Source organism: Dehalococcoidales bacterium, assembly GCA_028716225.1.
GTDB lineage: Bacteria > Chloroflexota > Dehalococcoidia > Dehalococcoidales > UBA5760 > UBA5760.
The window spans coordinates 38,272-56,276 of record JAQUQE010000006.1; the positions used below are offsets into that span (position 1 = coordinate 38,272).

16 protein-coding genes are annotated in these 18,005 nt (G+C 57.1%); 7 read left to right on the forward strand and 9 right to left on the reverse strand.

The features are described 5' to 3' along the window. Positions 1 to 66: 66 nt before the first annotated feature. Complete coding sequence (locus PHI12_05380; GenBank protein MDD5510220.1) at positions 67 to 993, reverse strand: cobalamin-binding protein; 927 nt, start codon at positions 991 to 993, stop codon at positions 67 to 69. A 186-nt stretch (positions 994 to 1,179) separates the two neighbouring features. Between PHI12_05380 and PHI12_05385 the strand changes: the two genes are divergently transcribed. From PHI12_05385 to cobU, 5 genes are read left to right on the forward strand one after another with little or no spacing between them, the layout of a single operon-like run. After that, a complete protein-coding gene (locus PHI12_05385; GenBank protein MDD5510221.1) occupies positions 1,180 to 2,157 on the forward strand; it encodes an asparagine synthase-related protein in 978 nt (325 codons plus the stop codon). A 4-nt stretch (positions 2,158 to 2,161) separates the two neighbouring features. After that, the gene (locus PHI12_05390) at positions 2,162 to 2,692 is read left to right on the forward strand and encodes a cob(I)yrinic acid a,c-diamide adenosyltransferase (GenBank protein ID MDD5510222.1); all 531 of its coding nucleotides are present in this window, start codon (positions 2,162 to 2,164) and stop codon (positions 2,690 to 2,692) included. A 39-nt stretch (positions 2,693 to 2,731) separates the two neighbouring features. Further along, a complete protein-coding gene (cobT, locus tag PHI12_05395; GenBank protein MDD5510223.1) occupies positions 2,732 to 3,802 on the forward strand; it encodes a nicotinate-nucleotide--dimethylbenzimidazole phosphoribosyltransferase in 1,071 nt (356 codons plus the stop codon). Further along, entirely contained in the window at positions 3,799 to 4,578 is a 780-nt protein-coding gene (gene cobS, locus PHI12_05400) for an adenosylcobinamide-GDP ribazoletransferase (GenBank protein ID MDD5510224.1), read from the forward strand. The genes cobT and cobS overlap by 4 nt, the downstream gene beginning before the upstream one ends. Before the next feature lie 24 nt (positions 4,579 to 4,602). Next, positions 4,603 to 5,160, forward strand: coding sequence for a bifunctional adenosylcobinamide kinase/adenosylcobinamide-phosphate guanylyltransferase (gene cobU / locus PHI12_05405; protein ID MDD5510225.1), 558 nt, complete (start codon positions 4,603 to 4,605; stop codon positions 5,158 to 5,160). A 94-nt stretch (positions 5,161 to 5,254) separates the two neighbouring features. Here the strand turns inward: cobU and PHI12_05410 are convergent, their stop codons facing one another. Continuing rightward, positions 5,255 to 5,401: a hypothetical protein gene (locus PHI12_05410; GenBank protein MDD5510226.1), complete on the reverse strand. Its 147-nt coding sequence runs from the start codon at positions 5,399 to 5,401 to the stop codon at positions 5,255 to 5,257. 139 nt (positions 5,402 to 5,540) lie between these two features. On the opposite strand from PHI12_05410, the gene typA reads away from it, so the two are divergent. Continuing rightward, positions 5,541 to 7,355: a translational GTPase TypA gene (gene typA, locus PHI12_05415; GenBank protein MDD5510227.1), complete on the forward strand. Its 1,815-nt coding sequence runs from the start codon at positions 5,541 to 5,543 to the stop codon at positions 7,353 to 7,355. A gap of 99 nt (positions 7,356 to 7,454) precedes the next feature. Here the strand turns inward: typA and PHI12_05420 are convergent, their stop codons facing one another. The 6 genes from PHI12_05420 to PHI12_05445 form a co-directional block, all read right to left on the reverse strand. After that, positions 7,455 to 7,988, reverse strand: coding sequence for a cob(I)yrinic acid a,c-diamide adenosyltransferase (locus tag PHI12_05420; GenBank protein ID MDD5510228.1), 534 nt, complete (start codon positions 7,986 to 7,988; stop codon positions 7,455 to 7,457). Positions 7,989 to 7,990: 2 nt separating this feature from the next. Next, entirely contained in the window at positions 7,991 to 8,773 is a 783-nt protein-coding gene (locus PHI12_05425; protein ID MDD5510229.1) for a winged helix-turn-helix transcriptional regulator, read from the reverse strand. Beyond that, positions 8,767 to 10,212: an ATP-binding protein gene (locus PHI12_05430; GenBank protein MDD5510230.1), complete on the reverse strand. Its 1,446-nt coding sequence runs from the start codon at positions 10,210 to 10,212 to the stop codon at positions 8,767 to 8,769. Before PHI12_05430 ends, PHI12_05425 begins: the two co-directional genes overlap by 7 nt. Before the next feature lie 195 nt (positions 10,213 to 10,407). Then, entirely contained in the window at positions 10,408 to 11,394 is a 987-nt protein-coding gene (locus PHI12_05435; GenBank protein ID MDD5510231.1) for an acetamidase/formamidase family protein, read from the reverse strand. Positions 11,395 to 11,413: 19 nt separating this feature from the next. Then, positions 11,414 to 12,994, reverse strand: a complete 1,581-nt coding sequence (serA, locus tag PHI12_05440) for a phosphoglycerate dehydrogenase (GenBank protein MDD5510232.1) — start codon at positions 12,992 to 12,994, stop codon at positions 11,414 to 11,416. Further along, positions 12,994 to 13,467 carry an HIT domain-containing protein gene (locus PHI12_05445; protein MDD5510233.1) on the reverse strand — a complete coding sequence of 158 codons (474 nt, stop codon included), beginning with the start codon at positions 13,465 to 13,467 and terminating at the stop codon, positions 12,994 to 12,996. The genes serA and PHI12_05445 overlap by 1 nt, the downstream gene beginning before the upstream one ends. A gap of 254 nt (positions 13,468 to 13,721) precedes the next feature. Between PHI12_05445 and PHI12_05450 the strand changes: the two genes are divergently transcribed. After that, the gene (locus PHI12_05450) at positions 13,722 to 15,569 is read left to right on the forward strand and encodes a TIGR03960 family B12-binding radical SAM protein (GenBank protein MDD5510234.1); all 1,848 of its coding nucleotides are present in this window, start codon (positions 13,722 to 13,724) and stop codon (positions 15,567 to 15,569) included. Here PHI12_05450 and gyrA read toward each other — a convergent pair. Beyond that, positions 15,550 to 17,991, reverse strand: a complete 2,442-nt coding sequence (gene gyrA / locus PHI12_05455; protein MDD5510235.1) for a DNA gyrase subunit A — start codon at positions 17,989 to 17,991, stop codon at positions 15,550 to 15,552. The two genes, PHI12_05450 and gyrA, sit on opposite strands and share 20 nt — an antisense overlap. Between the last annotated feature and the right edge of the window lie 14 nt (positions 17,992 to 18,005).

The following is an 18,005-nucleotide window of genomic DNA, read 5'->3' on the forward strand; positions in this document are numbered from 1 at the left end:
AAAAACCTCCGCCGCCCGGGACTCCGGGCATACTTTCCTTAAATCAGACAGACCCGCCGATCCACTTCAGCCTCCGGCAAATAGTTCCGGGTGGATGAAGCGAGCAAACGCCTCCAGCGCATCGACTATGCGCGGCCCGGGACGGCCCTCCAGGTCGGTATCTATCTCATATATCCGTCCGTTACGGCGGGCGTCGGTATTCCCCAGCCTCGGCTCCGTGCTAATGAACTGAGCGGGCAGGGCCTCACCGTCCCCCATGCCGACGCCGGCAATCATCACTTCCGGGTTCGCCTCGATTACCGCCTCCAGACTGATATCGGCATAGCCGATAAGGTCGCGGGCGATGTTTATTCCGCCCGCCATTTGAATCAGCTCGTCGTGACGAGTCTCCAAGCCGGGCGTCATCAGGGGATCATGCCATGTAATGAAGAAGACCCGCGGCCTCTGCTCCGGGGAGAGCCCTTCCGTCTTTGCCGTCACCGCGGAAATCCGCCTCTTCATATCGTTAACCAGCCCGGCTGCCTCCTCTACCTTCCCGGTAACCTCACCGACCAGGATAATCGACTCCAGCACCTCATCAAGCGTAGCCGGGGCAAGCGCAAAAACAGTCAGCCCACTGTTTTCCAGCGCCGGAAGGACATCTGCTTCATGCATGCTGGTGGCCAGTATCAGATCGGGAGACAGGGCAACCACCCTCTCCAAATCAACGGTACTGAAACCGCCGATTACTGCCTTTTCCTTAGCCGATGCTGGGTAATCGCAGTACTCGGTTACCCCGACCACTCTATCGCCCAGACCCAGAGCAAACAGTATCTCGGTATTGCTGGGAGCAAGCGATACAATCCGCTGCGGAACGCCATCAAACTCGACCGTCCGGCCCAACTGGTCGGTCATTCCACCCGAGGACACCGTCTCCCCGGCGGTCGGAGTACAGGCGGACAGCAGACCGAGCAGGGCAAGGGAAACGGCAGCATAGCAAAATTTTTTCCTCACCGGCGACACCACTCCTATTTACAACTACTCTGCAAGAGAGGAATACTCATGACAAGAACTGCCTCAGAGCCTTCAATAATTAATGCTTTTCGTTGCTCTTTAGGGTATAATACTACCAAAAGTAAATACAAGTCCACTTTTCTATGGGAAAGTTTGCTTGAGTTGTTACAAGCCCGGAGCAAGAGTTTGACAAAGACGCCCGGTCTGCATAATGTGTTGAATTACCCCGAAGCAGGTAATAATTTGGAAGACATTCTCAAAGAGCTACGGTCGCGCTTGAAAGAGGCGGCAGAGAGAAATACGGCCCGGGGCATACTGCTCTCCGGAGGCCTGGATACCAGCATCCTGGCCCTGCTTTCCCCGGGGGCAATCGGGCTGAACGTAAGGCTCAACGGGTACGGAGAAGACCTGAAGTATGCCGAGATGCTGGCCGTTAAGCTCGGCCTGGAGCTCCACCCAAAGAGCATCAGCATCGATGAGGCCCTGGCGATGGTACCCGAGGTGATCAAGATTCTGGGTAGCTTCGACCCCGCCCTACCCAACGACCTGGCGGTATACCTGGGGCTACGGTTAGCCCGGGAGAAGGGCCTTAAAAGCGTCATCACCGGGGACGGGGCCGATGAGCTATTTGCCGGCTACGGCTATATGTTAGACTTAGACCTGAAAGAGTACCTGCCCCGGCTCGCCGAAAAGATGAGTTTCTCGTCCAGCCGCCTCGGCGCCCACCTGGGGGTCGAGGTAAAACAACCCTTCCTGGACAGGGACATCATCGACCTCGCCCTATCCATCAGTCCCGAACTAAAGATCAGGGAGCACCACGGCGTAAGGCATGGCAAATGGATCCTGCGAGAGGCCTTTGCGCCCTGGCTGCCCGGGGAAATCGTCTGGCAGGCCAAGCGTCCCATCGAGGTAGGCTCCGGCTTCAGTCGGCTGCATGAGATAATCGGTGCCGGGATCTCCGACGAGGAACTGGCGGAGGCAGAGGCAACCCTTTCCCTGAAGTTCTTGAGCCGGGACCACCTCTTCTACTACCGGACCTACCGCCAAGTGGTCGGCGAGATTCCGCCGCCTCAGCCGGGAGAAGCAGGCTGCCCGGGCTGCGGTACGGGGATAGCACCGCAGAGCTGCCACTGCCGGGTCTGCGGTTGGAGCAGGGGACTATAAAGCGATGAAGACGAAGGAGCGCCTGGCCAGGGGATATATCCAGGTCTATACCGGGGAGGGCAAGGGGAAGACCACCGCCGCCCTCGGGCTGGCCTTAAGGGCAGCAGGGCGGGGGATGCGGGTAGTCTTCATCCAGTTTCTCAAGGGAGAGACCTCGGGCGAACAGATCCTTGCCGCCGGATACCACCTCTTCGAAATCATCCGGCCGAACCAGGGCATCTGCCTCCGGCATGGTAACGAAGAACTCCGTCCGGTAACCGAGCAAACGCTCTCTCTCGCCGAAGAGAAGCTCACTAAAGGGAAGTACGATATCATCGTCCTGGACGAGATTTTCACGGCGGTGAACAGAGGGCTGATCACCACCGCCCGGGTCATCGACCTGCTGGATAAGAAGCCGGTTAACGTCGAGCTGGTGCTGACCGGGCGTAAGGCGCCCCCGGAGATAATCGAGCGGGCCGACCTGGTCACTAATATGACTGCAGTGAAGCACTATTTCAGTAAAGGGATCAGGGGGCGCAAGGGCATTGAGTACTGATTTCCACAAACAAGATTTAAGACTTAGATGAGAGCGTAAATGACGGAATCATTAACAGAGATAATCGGAAAGATAGGGGCGCCGGACCAAGCGGCAATGGCTGAGGCAAAAGCCAGGCAGAATACCCTGACCAAGCCCGCGGGCAGCCTGGGTCGGCTCGAGGACCTCTCCGTTCAACTGGCCGGCATTCAGGGCAGGCGCCTGCCCCGGATAAAGGAGAAGGCCATTATCGTCATGGCGGCCGACCACGGCGTGGTCGCAGAAGGGATAAGCGCCTATCCCCGGGAGGTAACCCCGCAGATGGTCTATAACTTCCTCGAGGGCGGGGCCGGGGTAAACGTCATCGCCCGCCAGGTGGGCGCCCGGCTGGTTATAGTGGACATCGGGATAGCCGCTACGCTCAAGCCCACCCCCCGGCTCCTGTCAAGGAAGATCGCCCCGGGCACCCGCAACATGGCAGCCGGCCCGGCGATGAACGATGATGAGGCGAAGCGGGCGATAGAGACCGGCATCGAGGTAACGCTGGCTGAGGTAAGCAAGGGGCTTGATATCATCGGCACCGGAGACATGGGCATCGGCAACACCACCTCAAGCAGCGCTATCTGCGCCGTTATGACGGGAAAGCCGGTAACCGAGGTAACCGGCAGAGGCACCGGCATTACCGATAAGCAGCTGGAGCATAAGGTAGCGGTAATAACCAGAGCAATCAAAGTAAATGAACCCGACCCGGCCAAACCGATTGAGGTACTGGCCAAAGTAGGCGGCCTTGAGATTGGCGGGATTACCGGGGTAATACTAGCCGCCGCCGCTCACCGCATCCCGGTAGTAATCGACGGCTTCATCTCGGGGGCGGCCGCCCTGATTGCCGCAGCGCTGGCACCGGGAGTGAAGGACTTCCTGATTGCCGCCCATGTCTCCGCCGAGCCGGGCCATCGACTGCTGCTCAAACACCTGGGACTTAAGCCACTGCTCGACCTCGGTATGCGCCTGGGCGAAGGCACCGGGGCTGCCCTGGGCATCTCCCTGGCCGAGACCTCAGCCAGGATCCTGGCTGAGATGGCCACCTTTATCGATGCCGGAGTATCGGGCAGGAGCGAGGCGGAGAATTGAGCTTTCTAGCCGCACTAAGGTTTCTTACCACACTCCGGGTCCCCCGACGCGACGGGGGCGGCCCCGAAGACCTGTCACACTCGGCAGCCTTTTTCCCCGTCGTAGGTATTATCATCGGGCTTATCCTGGCCGGAGCCTACTGGCTCCTCATCCGTATCCTGCCTCTGGGCATGGCCAGCGGGATACTCATCGTGGCCGGTGTGGTCTTAAGCGGCGGTCTTCACCTGGACGGCTTTGTTGATACCTGCGACGGTCTCGGCGGCCACAAGGATGCTGCCACGCGGTGGCAGGTGATGCACGACAGCCGCTCCGGCGCCTTCGGCATCATCGGGGTATTCTGCCTGCTGCTGGTAAAATACGGAGCGCTGAACAGCGTGCCGGATAACCTGATGATGGCCGCCCTCATGATTATGCCGGTGGTAAGCCGCTGGACAATGGTCTATGCCATCTTCGCCTATCCCTACGCCCAGCCCTCCGGACTGGGCAAGGTCATCAAGCAGGGACTGGGCCGGGGCCGGTTTGCCCTGGCTACGGCGGTAACCTTGGCAGCGGTAACCGGGCTGGCCGGCTGGGGGGGCATCCCACTTTTTTATCTGGCTGGCCCGCTGATAATGCTTGCGGTCTGGCTGATTACCCTGGCGATGGCAGCCTATCTCAAGGGCAAGTTCGACGGCCTCACCGGCGATACCTACGGGGCGATAAATGAGGTCGCCGAGGTCTCGACGCTTATTCTGGTCTGTCTGCTGGCCTGCAACCACTGGCCGGGGCTAAGCTGAAGGTCAAGATAGTGGAGGTATAGAATGAACAAAGGGTGTACCCTGATAGTCGGCGGCGCCCGCAGTGGCAAGAGCCGTTTCGCCCAGGATCTCGCCGAAAAGACGGGAAAAGCGGTGCTCTTTGTGGCTACCGCCGAGGCCAGTGATGAAGAGATGAGCCGCCGCATCGAGAAGCACCGCAAGTCCCGGCCGGCTTCCTGGCGGACTCTAGAGGCTACCGGCAATTTATCCGGCCGGATTAGCCGGGAAATCAGCGGGGAAGGGGTGGTGATTATCGACTGCATCACCCTGCTGGTGAACAACATCACCGGGAGCTACGGCAACCGGGGCAGCGAGGACCTTGTCGAGGAGAAGGTTACCGCTGAGATCAGGGAGCTAATCGAGTGTATCGACCAAACCGATGCCAGATTTATTATCGTTAGTAACGAGGTCGGTCTGGGGTTGGTACCGGCAAACAAGCTAGGCCGCCTCTACCGCGACATCCTGGGCCGGGCGAACCAGCTCCTTGCCCGGCGTGCCGATGAGGTCTACCTGATGGTCTGCGGGCTGCCGGTAGTGATAAAAACTCCTGCCCGAAGCTAATCACCTGCGCCGGCTATATACAAACCTCCGGCTATCAAGTTATAATTATAATACTCAGGGTAATATCATTCTGCCAGCTTGAAGGACGGAAGATTCAATGTACTGCACCTGGAACTGCTTTCAACGCCATCGTTTTAGAAGCGGGATGCTTCACCGATACCGGCATATCCGGTAAAGATACGGTTCCGTCTTCAACATCGCAGTCATCATCAGCCGCCGAGACAAGAGACCCTAATTCCATTCTCCATCACTGTTGAAGCGTGCATCACCATAATCCCCCTGATATCTGCCGTATTTCCAGTACCTTATTACGCGCGCCAGGCTGCCGATAATATTTTGTTAACGTACATAAAAGGATAGAGGAGAAATCAAGCAACCATATGGAATGCCGTCACGACATAAGAAATATCGCTATCATAGCCCATGTTGACCACGGCAAGACCACCCTGGTGGACGCTATGCTCAAACAGAGCAGGATATTCCGGGATAACCAGACAATAGGTGAGCTGATCATGGACAGCAATACCCTGGAACGGGAAAAAGGTATTACTATCATGTCCAAAAATACGGCCGTGGTCTACCGGGGCATCAAGATTAATATCATAGATACGCCGGGTCACGCCGATTTCAGTGGCGAGGTAGAGCGGGTCATCAGCATGGCCGACGGTTGTCTGCTTCTCGTGGATTCGGTGGACGGCCCGATGCCCCAGACCAGATTCGTCCTCCGTCACGCCCTCAAGTACGGCCTTAAGCCAATCGTGGTCATCAATAAGATAGACCGGAAGACCTCCCGGATAAAAGAGGTTCTCCGATTCACCCAGGACCTCTTTCTGGAACTGGCTACCAGCCCGGAGCAGCTTGATTTCCCGGTCCTGTACGCCAGCGCCAAGGAAGGAACCGCCGTGACCGAGCCCGGCCTGACGGGCAGGGACATCAGTCCTCTTTTCGATTGCATTTTGGAGAACGTGCCGCCGCCCCGGATCGAAAGCGGTCCCTTTCAAATGCTGGTCTCTAATCTGGACTATGACAGTCACAAAGGGAAAATAGCCATCGGCCGGGTCTGGCGCGGCAAGGTCTGTCCTCATGACCCGGTGGTCGGCATCGATGCCGACGGAAGCCTGAGCTACAGCGAGGTTAACCAGGTATTCACCTATTTTGGCTTGAAACGCCTGGAGGTAAGCGAAGCCTGCGCGGGCGATATTGTCGCGATAACCGGAGTCAGGGATGTCGTTATCGGAGACACCATTGCCAGCCGGGAGCGTCCGGAGGCCCTGCCCCGCATCGAGATCGGCGAGCCCACGGTAGAGATGACCTTCAGCATCAATACCTCACCGTTCGCCGGTCGTGAAGGCCGCTTCGTGACAACGCGCCAGCTCCGGGAACGACTTTACCGGGAACTGAGCACCAACCTGAGCCTGAGAGTCCAGGATACCGCTAACCCCGACAGCTTTCTGGTCAAAGGCAGGGGGGAGCTGCACCTTGCCATCCTGATCGAGACCATGCGCCGTGAAGGCTATGAGTTTGAAGTCTCTAAACCGGAGGCAATCACCAAGCTGGTCGACGGCCGGCTAATGGAACCCGTAGAAGCCCTGACTATTGACACTCGAGAGGGATACATCGGTATCCTGACCGAGATGCTCAGCGAGCGGCAGGCTCAAATGACAAATATGCATCATGACGGCGCAGGGAATGTACGCCTGGAGTTCCGGATACCGACCAAGGGGATAATAGGTTTCCGCAGCGGCTTTCTGACCGCTACCCGGGGGGAGGGCATCATGAACACGGTCTTTCTCGGCTACGAACCCTGGCACGGGGCGATAGTCTCCAGCCGCAACGGTGCCCTGGTGGCTGCCGAAGAAGGCACCGCGGTTACCTATGGAATCAATAATGCCCAGGGCAGGGGCATGACCTTCATCGACCCGGGCACCCCGGTATACCGGGGGATGATAATCGGGCTCAGTTCACGCCCCAAGGATATTCCAATCAATGTCTGCAAGGAGAAAAAGAAGACCAACGTCCGCTCATCGACCTCCGATATCGCCATAAAGCTGATCCCGCCCGTCAAGATGAGTTTGGAGCAGGCCATCGATTTCATCACCGGGGATGAGCTTGTGGAAATCACGCCGAAGAATATCAGAATGCGGAAGAGGCCGCAGCCGGTCCATCGCCGCGGTGAATTATCAAACACCGGGTAGGGCAGGAAGGTCCAAACGGGTTAGAGTTTTTCTCCAGGCAGTGATACGAATTACCGTAATCGGAATGACATGACAGTCCAACCATATTCAAACCCTAGGTCAGCGCTCGATACCATCCCGGGCGGTAACCCCTGCCTCACTGTAGTGCTTCACCTCTCTCATCTCGGTGACCAGATCGGCGGCGGCGATAAGCTCGGGGGGCGCATAGCGACCGGTGAAGACCACCTCTACCCCCTCCGGTCTGGAACGGATTACTTCCAGCATCTCGTCAAGCGATACCAGGTGAAAATAGTGGCTGGTAATAATCTCATCGAAGATGATGATGTCATATTGCCCGGAGCACATCACCCCCATGGCCAATGACAAGCCCTTCTGAGCCATCCGGACGTCCTCTTCCCGGGGCGGGTCCTGGACATGAATGAAGGTGTCCTTACCGTACTGCTCGATGGTGATAAAGGGCCGCAGCTTTTTCACCCCATCCAGCTCGCCGTAGTGCTGTCCCTTCATAAACTGCCCGATATACGTCTTTAAACCCCAGCCGGCCGCCCTCAGGGCAAGCCCCAGGGCAGCGGTAGTCTTCCCTTTACCGTTCCCGGTATAGACCTGAACATAACCTTTACCGAGAGAAGCCATTATCAGCCTTTTTCGATATTGATCAGCTCGTAGCCGATGTTTTCCTCTTCCAACCTCTTAACCAGGCGGGATATCTCATCCTCAACACAGAGGAGCAACGGCCTGAGCCCACTCTGGGCAGCCTCGACGGCTGCCTCGGCAGCACCGTAGAGAGAGAACCTGACACCAGCCTTTCTCAGGATGACCTGAGCCTCAATACCGAGCGTCCCGATGAAGACCCTATCCTTAAGCTCGCTATCCAGCAGCTTGAGGTCGACCTTCCGGGAGCCGCCCTTCTGAATACCGGGCATACTGAGGATGGTGACCCGGCCCGTCGCTACCGGTACTATCCCCTCGATGTCGGTAATGCCGGCATCCTCCCCCTGCTTGACATCGGCAACTACCCTGCCCCGGGCTCCCCGGCCGATGCGCCTGGTAGCGAAGAGCAGGCCGTCCTTCATCTCCAAGCCCACCGGCTGCCCACCGCTCAAATCACAGTCTGCCAGCGCCGCACACACCGAGCTGCCCATAATCGCACTGCGGGCAAAGGAACTATAGGCCCTGAGCTCACGGAGCACCTTTATTATCCAGTTGACACCCTCATTACTGACCCGATAGCGGGAACGCCCGTCGGAGGTAAGCAGTCCGTCAGCCAACATTCTTTTAACATAATCCGATACCGCCTGGGGAGTAATGTTAAGCTTCTTAGCGATATGTCTCTGCTGGATATTGGGCTGCATCGCCGCTATCTCCACCAGTATCTGAAACCGAGTCGCCAAGTTCTTGTTCTGCAGTACCTCTACCATAGCAGGGGCTCCGCTTCAGAGAGCCGGCCCACCATTTCATCAGCCAGCTTCTCGGCATCACTGCCGTATTCCTCGAGTAGGCTCTCCTTAACCCATATCGTAAACAGGTAGCGGATGCAGCGGGCGTCCTCCCGCTGTGAGAGGAGAAACTCCGAGTGCTCCCGGTTAACACAGATGCAGCCGCTATTCCGGTCGAACCAGCTCCGGGACTGGGCCTTCTCCTCGGGAGGAGAATATAGCCTTAGATTAAGGCTGTGGACTCCGGCCGGGCCACGCCGGGCGGTAAGCCGACCGGCTGAGTGAGTTGATTCCTCCTTATCACCGGCAGCCGCTGCCACCTTCCTGAGCCGCCGGGAACGGTAGGGCAAATCGGCCAGAAGTCCCCGCTCCCGGTAACGCAGGAACCTATCCACCAGCCGCCCTGTCTTACCCAACACCACCTCAAAGCGACGCTCCAGAGAGCTGGCGCTGATCCTATCTATCATCTCCCTCACTTCCGGTTCGATGCGATACAATTCGGCAACAAACGCCTGGTAGACCTGGTCCGGCACCACCGCCGTCTTGTCCGCAGTACGCTTCAGGTTATCGCAGCGAATATAACCCTCAAGGCGCTTATCGATCCAGGGCAGCGCCCTGAAATCTTCGAGATCAGTAAGCAGGCAGACACGCGTACCACCCCGACCGTAAAGGCTCACGGTAGCATCCGCCATATCCCAGGGCAGAACATGAAGGTCAACCGTCACCGAGCCGAACTTACCCAGCGACATCACAGTTGACATCGCCCTGATACCACGGTATCTCTTGGGCGGCACCGGCTCGAATTCGTGATTATCGGAGATGGACATCGCGTAGAAGCCCTGCATCAAATCGTTGGCAAACTCCCTCCCCAAGTACTCCTTCAAGCGTTCCTTGGTGAGCTTGTCGGCCACCTCAGGCAGAATATCCTCCAGGTAAACGACCGTACCGCGCCGGTAGTGGGTATGGCGAGAACAACGCTCGACAACCTCGGCCTTTCCTATCTTGAGCCAGGGACGCTTCAGCACCAGACAGCTCGAGGGCGTGCCGTCGGTATCTGTTGAGGCGATATGCAACTCCTCGGCTACCATAGAAAAGGCAAGGATACCGATACCTTTCTCCCCTTTAAGCGCCATCTGCACCTTCTCCGAGTTACCGATATGACCCAAAATATACTTCATCTTATCGCTGTTCATCCCGATGCCGTTATCGGCAACGACGATATTTTTTAGTCTCCTCACCGCTCCGTCGATATCCGAAGCGTACTGGAGGTGGATAGAGATATGCTTCTCATCGCCAGCAGCCTGCTGTACGGCATCGGCCGAGTTTTCCACGAACTGTTTTACCGCCTCCTGGTGGCTGCGGCAGACATTAGCCAGAACCTCGAAGACTCCGGGACCGGTTTGCAGCGTTACCCTGCTCAAGATACACCTCCTTAAACACCTTCTCCGGCGTGGCAGGTTTATCTGGCTAAATAATAATGCAGCGGAGAGAGAAAGGCAATAGTCTGTTCTCTACAAGACCACCTTCGTAAATGGAGAGGCCAAAAGAAGCCCCGGAAATAAGGGCACCGGGGCGGGTCTGAAAATGATGTCTGCCGCATCGGATCGGCATCCTGCTTATCCGGGTAGCATCTTCCTGGGGAACTCAGCCCCGACCGTAGTCATTAACCGGCCCAGCCCGCTACAGACCTGGTAGATATTGATCCTGAAATCAGGGCAGATGCTACAGAGCATATAGACCTCACGCTTACTCATACCGTAGTCCTCTCCCAGCCACAGCACCAGGTCCTTCAGCGCCTGTTTGATCGCCTCTTCAACCGGCCGGTAGCAGTAGACGGATATCAGAGACTCCGCAGTCTCCAGACGGACGTTATTCAGCTTCTTATTCTTGATAACATCGCACCTCAGGGTCACCTCGCCGGCCACCTCGTTAGCTATGCCGGTAACCTCGCCATCCCCCTGAGAAGCGTGCATATCGCCGAAGTACAGCAGCCCGCCCTTATTGAAGGACTGCAGGTACACCCTGGTCCCCTCCCTGACATCCCGGCAGTCCAGGTTTCCCCCACCGGCCAGGGCGGAACCGAAACTGGTGGCCAGGCTGGATAGAACCTCCCACTCCGGAGCAGTGGCAAAGGTGCCCAGGAACGGCTTGAGCTCCCAGGTGTAGCTGTGCCCTCCATAGCGCCAGGTCCCCCTGCCACCGTCATGCTCTATTAAACCGGTATACATCTCATCGCACTCTTCCCAGCCGGAGAGCCCGGTAAAGTGGTGCGCCCCCGGAATGGTGCAGGTTACTCCGTTAAGCAGGCTGTCGATCTTCTCTATGGTTACCACCAGGACATCCCCTGCTTCGACACCGCTAACGTACACCGGGCCGCAGAGCGGGTTCAGGCAGGCCGGCACCCTTTCCGAATAGGGCGCCATATCCCGGGGATATAACCGGCCCGGTTTATCCCTTAGAACGCCCCGGAAGCAGTCCTCGGTCTCGGCAACGAAAGACTCGCCAAGCTCCACTTTAAGGGCGGGCGGTGTGTTCCGGTCCAGGGTAAAGTGCTTGATTTCATCGAAGTTCCTGGCCCGGGGAATGCGTTTAAGTTTTGACATATCCCTTCCTCATCTAAGGCTATCTGGTCAGTTTCACGATCAGCGCCCGGTGCATATGCGGTATCGCCAGTATCTCCCGGTAGCACTCACCGGGGACAGGGTCATCCAGACAAAGCACCATCATCGCCCTGCCGCCACGGCGGATGCCCCGGCTCACCTGCATCTGGCTGATATTAACGTCAGCGTTGCCGACAACGGTGCCCATCGCCCCGATCATCCCGGGACGGTCTTCATGCTCGGTGAATAGCATATAGTCACCCGAGGGCTCTATCTCCAGCCAGTAGTCGTTCACCCGGGTCAGGTGAGTCCTGCCTCGTATTGATGAACCGGCAACCAGAGTGCTGCCCGATTTGGTCTCCACCTCCACCGTCACCATATTAGCGTAGTTCTCGCAAGTAGTGTCCTTTTCTTCACTAACCCGCAGCCCACGGCTGCTGGCAATAATATCAGCGTTAACCATATTAACACGCTCCTCGGTCACTGCCTCCAGGAGACCGGCCAGTACGGCCACTTTTATGGGCTGGGTGTCCTCTCTGGCGATATCCCCCTGGTAGCGGATGGTCAGCGATTTAAAGGAGCCTTCTATCAGCTGGACGGCAATCCTGCCGATTGTAATCCCTACCTGGAGATAGGGGCCGAGCACCGACATAGCCTCGCTGGAAATCACCGGCGCATTCACCGGTGAACGGGCCGGATGGCCGTTCAGAATTGCCGCTACCTGCTCAGCGATATCGGTACTGGCGCTCTCCTCCGCCTCAACAGCGGATGCCGCCAGGTGAGGAGTCGTAACTACCTTTTCACACTTCAAAAGGATGTTATCCCGGGCCGGTTCCTCACTGAAAACATCAACCGCCGCCCCGGCCAGACAACCGGATTCGAGTGCCTCGTAGAGCGCCTCTTCATCCACGATGCCGCCCCGGGCGCAGTTGATCACCATTGCACTGGGCTTCAGCAGTTTGAGCTGCTCACTGCCGATCAACCCTTTCGTCGCCGGGTTTAAGGGAACATGTAACGTGACGAAGTCCGCCGCTTTCAGCAGGGGCTCCATCTCGACCAGCTTCACCCCCAGCCGCTCAGCCCGGCTCTCCGCAACCATCGGGTCACAGGCAATAACGTTCATCTTAATTCCCCTGGCCATCTCAGCTACCTCAACGCCAACTCTACCCAGCCCGATAATGCCCAGAGTCTTATTACGAACCTCAACCCCCTTTAAGCTACGATCCCAGATGCCGGAATGGAGCATGCCGTGTGCACGGGGAATCTGGCGCGTCAGGGCAAGCAGCATCGCCATGGTATGCTCGGCGGTAGAGACGATATTCCCCTCCGGGGAGTTGACTACCAGTATGCCGCGGCGGGTTGCCGCCTCGACATCGATATTGTCCACTCCCACCCCGGCCCGGCCGATGACCTGCAGTCTGCAGGCAGCATCAATAATACCAGCGGTCACTCTGGTCTGACTGCGCACTATCAGCGCGTCATAGTCAGCGATAATCGATCGCAGTTCTTCGGCACCAAGCCCCGGCCGCTCGTCAACCTCAGAATGCTGACGCAGAATGCCGGTGCCAGCCGGCGCTATCGGGTCGGTAACCAGTACCCTCATCAGAACCCCCCTTTAAGCTTCTCAAAGGTCTCCGCCAGGGCCTCCGGAACCACCCGAACGTCGGATATCACGGGCATAAAGTTAACATCCCCCTGCCAGCGGGGCACGACGTGGGTATGAACATGACTATCGATACCGGCCCCGGCTACCTTGCCCATATTGATGCCGACGTTGAAACCATCGGGATGAAACTTCTCCCGCAACAACTCCAGGCACCGACAGACTAGGACGAAGTGTTCATTACGCTCTTCATCATTGAGCTCTTCCAGACCGCCCAGGTGCCGGTAGGGGGCTACCAGCAGGTGGCCGGGATTATAGGGATAGGTATTCATCATAACGAAGTTCTTGCTGCCGCGGTGGAGGACATAGTTTGCCACATCACAGTCCTGGGCCGGTTTTTCACACAAAATACAGCCCTTTGGTTTCGCCATCCTGATGTACTCCATACGCCATGGCGCCCAAATCTGCTCCATCCGTCTCTCCTCACCGCATAACTGATGCTATTTTAATCGACCAGACTTGAGCCGTCAAAGTCCCGCCGCCGACTCAGGACATAAGTCTCGACCACCGAGAGTAAGCTCCGGCCCGACAACTTAAGCGCCATCATTATATCACAATATCACACCGTCACCTGGACTATGCCGGAGGCACTAACACCGTGGTGGCAGCGAATTAGTGGATTACTTCCCTCTCTTTTAACTATAATTAGCCATGGGGAAGAAACGTTTTGACCAAACTCGATAGCATACTGCACCAGGTAAGCCGCCCGGCCCGCTACAGCGGGGGCGAGTGGAACAGTATCATCAAGGAATGGGATAAGACCGTCATCAGGGTCGCCCTCTCCTACCCGGACCTGTACGAAATAGGCATGTCTGCCCTAGCGCTGCCCATCCTCTACGAGCTTATCAACAGCCGGGCCGACGTCCTTGCGGAAAGAGTCTATGCTCCGTGGCCGGATATGGAGGCGGCAATGCGCAAGCAGGGCATCCCCCTCTTCAGCCTCGAGTCCAAGCGCCCGCTCAGAGATTTCGATATTATCGGCTTTTCCTTAGGCTACGAGCTGACCTATACCAATGTGCTGAATATGCTGCACCTAGCCGGAATACCGGTACTCGCCGCGGAGAGAGACAGCAGCTACCCGTTAGTAATCGCCGGCGGCTGCTGCGCCCTCAATCCGGAGCCGATGTCAGACTTCATTGATCTATTCGTAATCGGGGAAGGAGAAGAGGTGGTCCCGGAGATGCTTGACAGCCTGCGGGAGGGAAAATTGAACGGGGCCAGCAAAGAAAGCTTGCTGCGCCGGCTGGCCGCCATACCCGGCATCTATGTACCCGGGCTGTACCAGGTACAATACGATGTCAGCGGGCTGTTTAAAGAGATCTCCCCTACTACCGCCGAGGCCAGCCCCCGCGTCGAACGGCGGATAGTAGGCAAGCTTCCCCCGCCACCTACCCACCCGGTGGTCCCCTACCTTGAGGCGATCCATGACCGCGGCGCAATAGAGATACAGCGGGGCTGCAGCCGCGGCTGCCGCTTCTGCCAGGCAGGGATTTTCTACCGCCCGGTACGCGAACGCTCTCAGCAAGAGGTGATATGGGCACTGGGAGAGCTTATTTCTAATTGCGGATATAGCGAGGTCTCCTTGGTCTCGCTAAGCTCGAGTGACTACCCGCACATTGACGAGCTGGTAGAAAGACTCTTCCGCCGCTATCAGGCGGACAATCTTGTCCTGTCGCTACCCAGCCTGCGTATTGACAACTTCTCGGTAAGACTGCTCGACTCCCTGGCTGCCCATAAGAAGACGGGGCTCACCTTTGCTCCTGAAGCAGGCAGCGAGAGACTGCGCCAGACCATCAACAAGAATACCAGTGATGATACCATCCTGGAAACGGCCGCCGAAGCCTTTGCCCGCGGCTGGAGCGGCCTCAAGCTCTACTTTATGCTCGGCCTGCCCACCGAAACCACCACTGACATCGAAGCAATAATTAAGCTGGTGGAACGCATCAGCATTTTGGGTAGAACGGTAAAGGGGAGAAGACCCCAGATCAGAATCAGTCTGTCTACCTTCGTCCCCAAGCCCCACACGCCCTTCCAGTGGGTCGCCCAGGAAAGCGAACAGCAGCTATGCACCAAGCACGAATTGCTCAAACAGGGCCTGCGCCGTAAGGATGTCCACCTCTCATGGCAGGAACCTAAGGTCAGCTTGCTCGAGGCAGCACTTTCCCGGGGGGACCGCCGTCTGGGTAGTGTTATCTACCGCGCCTGGCAGAAGGGCTCGGTTTTTGACGGCTGGGGAGAACACTTCAAGTACCAGAACTGGCTTAGCGCCTTTGCCGAAGCCGGGCTTGAGCCTGCTTTCTATGCCCAACGGCAGCGCCCCCTGAATGAGCCCCTGCCCTGGTCACACATTGATGTCGGTGTCAGGGAAGCCTTCCTCAAGCAGGAATATCACTACGCCCTGGAAAGCAGGTTAACCACTGACTGCCGTTACCAGGAGTGTAATGCCTGTGGGCTGGAGCGCCGGCAAGACTCATGCCAGCAGAAGTACCGCAACGTCAGTCAAAAGAGGCGATAGCCGCCACGGTATCGTCTTCCCTCATCCGCATCAGGGTCACTCCCTGCGTACTCCTGCCCTGAATGGAAATGCCGCCCTTATCGGGGTCCTTCTCCCTGACCATAGTACGGGTGATAATGCCGTCAGCCGATATGATCATCAGCTGCTGCGAGCGGGAGACCAGCTTGGCATCAACAACCTGCCCGGTTTTTTCAACAACCTTAAAGGTCCTTACCCCGCTGCCGGCGCGGTGCTGCCGGGGGTAGTCCCCGATGGGGGTAAGCTTACCGAAGCCTCTGGTGGTGACTATCAGCAGATAAGCCTCAGTAAAAACGACACCCATACTGACAACACGGTCATCTCCCAGTAGACGGATGCCACGCACCCCCCCGCTGGTCCGGGAGCTGGCCCGGAGTTCGGAGGTGGGGAACCTGATTGACTGGCCCTTTCTGGTGACCAGAACGATATCATCCTGGGCACTGGCCAGATGTGCCGATACCAGCTCGTCTCCTTCTTCCAGATCCATAGCGATAAGCCCGCTGCTGCGCACCTGGGCAAACCTTTCCACTGCCGTCTTTTTCACTTCGCCACAACAGGTGGCCATCAGCAGGTAGTCGCCCCGTTTAAAATCAGTCACCGCCACCATCGCGGTCACCCTCTCTCTTTCAACAACGGGAAAGAGGTTCACCACCGCGGTCCCCTTGCCGGTACGGGAGCTGTCAGGAATCTCGTGGCACTTGAGACTGAAGACCTTACCCCGGTTGGTGAAGAAGAAGAGCCTGTCATGGGTATCCGCTACCACGAGCAGCCTGACGGCATCTTCCTCCCGGGTCGGGTGAGCCTGAACACCGTGTCCGCCACGGTGCTGCGCCCGGTAGGATTGAGCGGGCACCCTCTTGACAAACCCCCGTTTACTCAGGGTTACCACCATGCTCTGGTGAGGGATAAGGTCCTCTTCACTGAATTCGATGACCTCCTGCTCCTTAATCTCGGTGCGGCGCGGGTCGGCATATTTAGCCTTTAATTCACCCACATCATCCTTAACCAGCATCAGTATCCGCCTTGGATTAGCCAGTAGTTCTTCCAGGTAAGCGATATTCTTCAACACCTCAGCATACTCATCGAGTATCTTCTGCCGCTCCAGACTGGCCAGGCGGCGCAGCGGCATATCAAGAATAGCCTGTGCCTGCACCTGGGATAGGCCGAAGTTGGTGATAAGATTCTGGCGAGCCTCTTCAGCCGTCCCCGACTTCCGGATAGTGGCAATCACCGCATCGATATTATCCAGGGCAATCTTAAGCCCTTCCAGGATATGGGCCTTCGCCTTAGCCTCCTTCAGTTCAAACCGGGAGCGCCGGGTGATAACCTGACTGCGAAAGTCGATGTAGTATTGAAGCGCTTCCTTAAGGCTGAGTACCCGAGGCTGACCATCAACCAGTGCCAGCATGTTAATGAAGAAAGCCGACTGCATCGCGGTATGCTTGTAGAGGGCATTAAGTACCGGCTGCGGCTGGGTATCCCTTCTCAACTCAATAACCAGCCGCATGCCCTGACGGTCTGATTCATCACGGATTTCACTGATACCCTTGACCTTTTTATCCTTGACCAGTTGCGCTATCCTTTCCACCAGGGTAGCCTTATATATCTGGTAAGGGAGCTCGGTAACCACTATCTGGCGGTGCCCGGGCTCCTTAGCATCTTCCACCAGATGGGCCTTTGCCCGAACCATCACCTTACCGTGCCCGGTGGCATAGGCACTCTGAATACCGTCCCGCCCCAGTATGATGCCGGCGGTGGGGAAATCCGGCCCCTGGACAAACTGAATCAGTTCGTTAACCGTAGCCTCCGGGTTATCAATGAGGTAGGCAATGGCATCACAGACCTCACCCAGATTATGAGGCGGAATGTTAGTCGCCATCCCGACTGCAATACCCGAGCTACCGTTAAGCAGCAGGTTGGGCAGCCGCGCCGGCAGTACCACCGGCTCCTTGAGGCTGTTATCAAAGTTGGGCATAAAGTCCACGGTATCTTTATCAATGTCGACCAGCATCTGCTCGGAGATAGCAGCCAGACGCACCTCGGTATAACGCATCGCCGCCGGCGGGTCATTATCCACGCTACCAAAATTCCCCTGCCCATCAACAAGAGTGCTCCGCATCGAGAAGTCCTGCGCCATACGTACCATAGCATCGTAAACAGAGGAATCACCATGGGGATGATACTTACCCAGGACATCACCGACGACACGAGCGCTCTTCTTATAAGGACCGGAATGCTTTAGTCCCAGACCGTCCATAGCGTAGAGGATACGCCGGTGCACCGGCTTCAGCCCATCCCTCACGTCGGGTAAGGCACGGGAAACGATAACACTCATCGCATAGTCAAGATAGGCGCTCTTTATCTCTTCTTCTATGTTTATTGCCCTTACTTTACCTACTACCATACTCAGCAAAACCC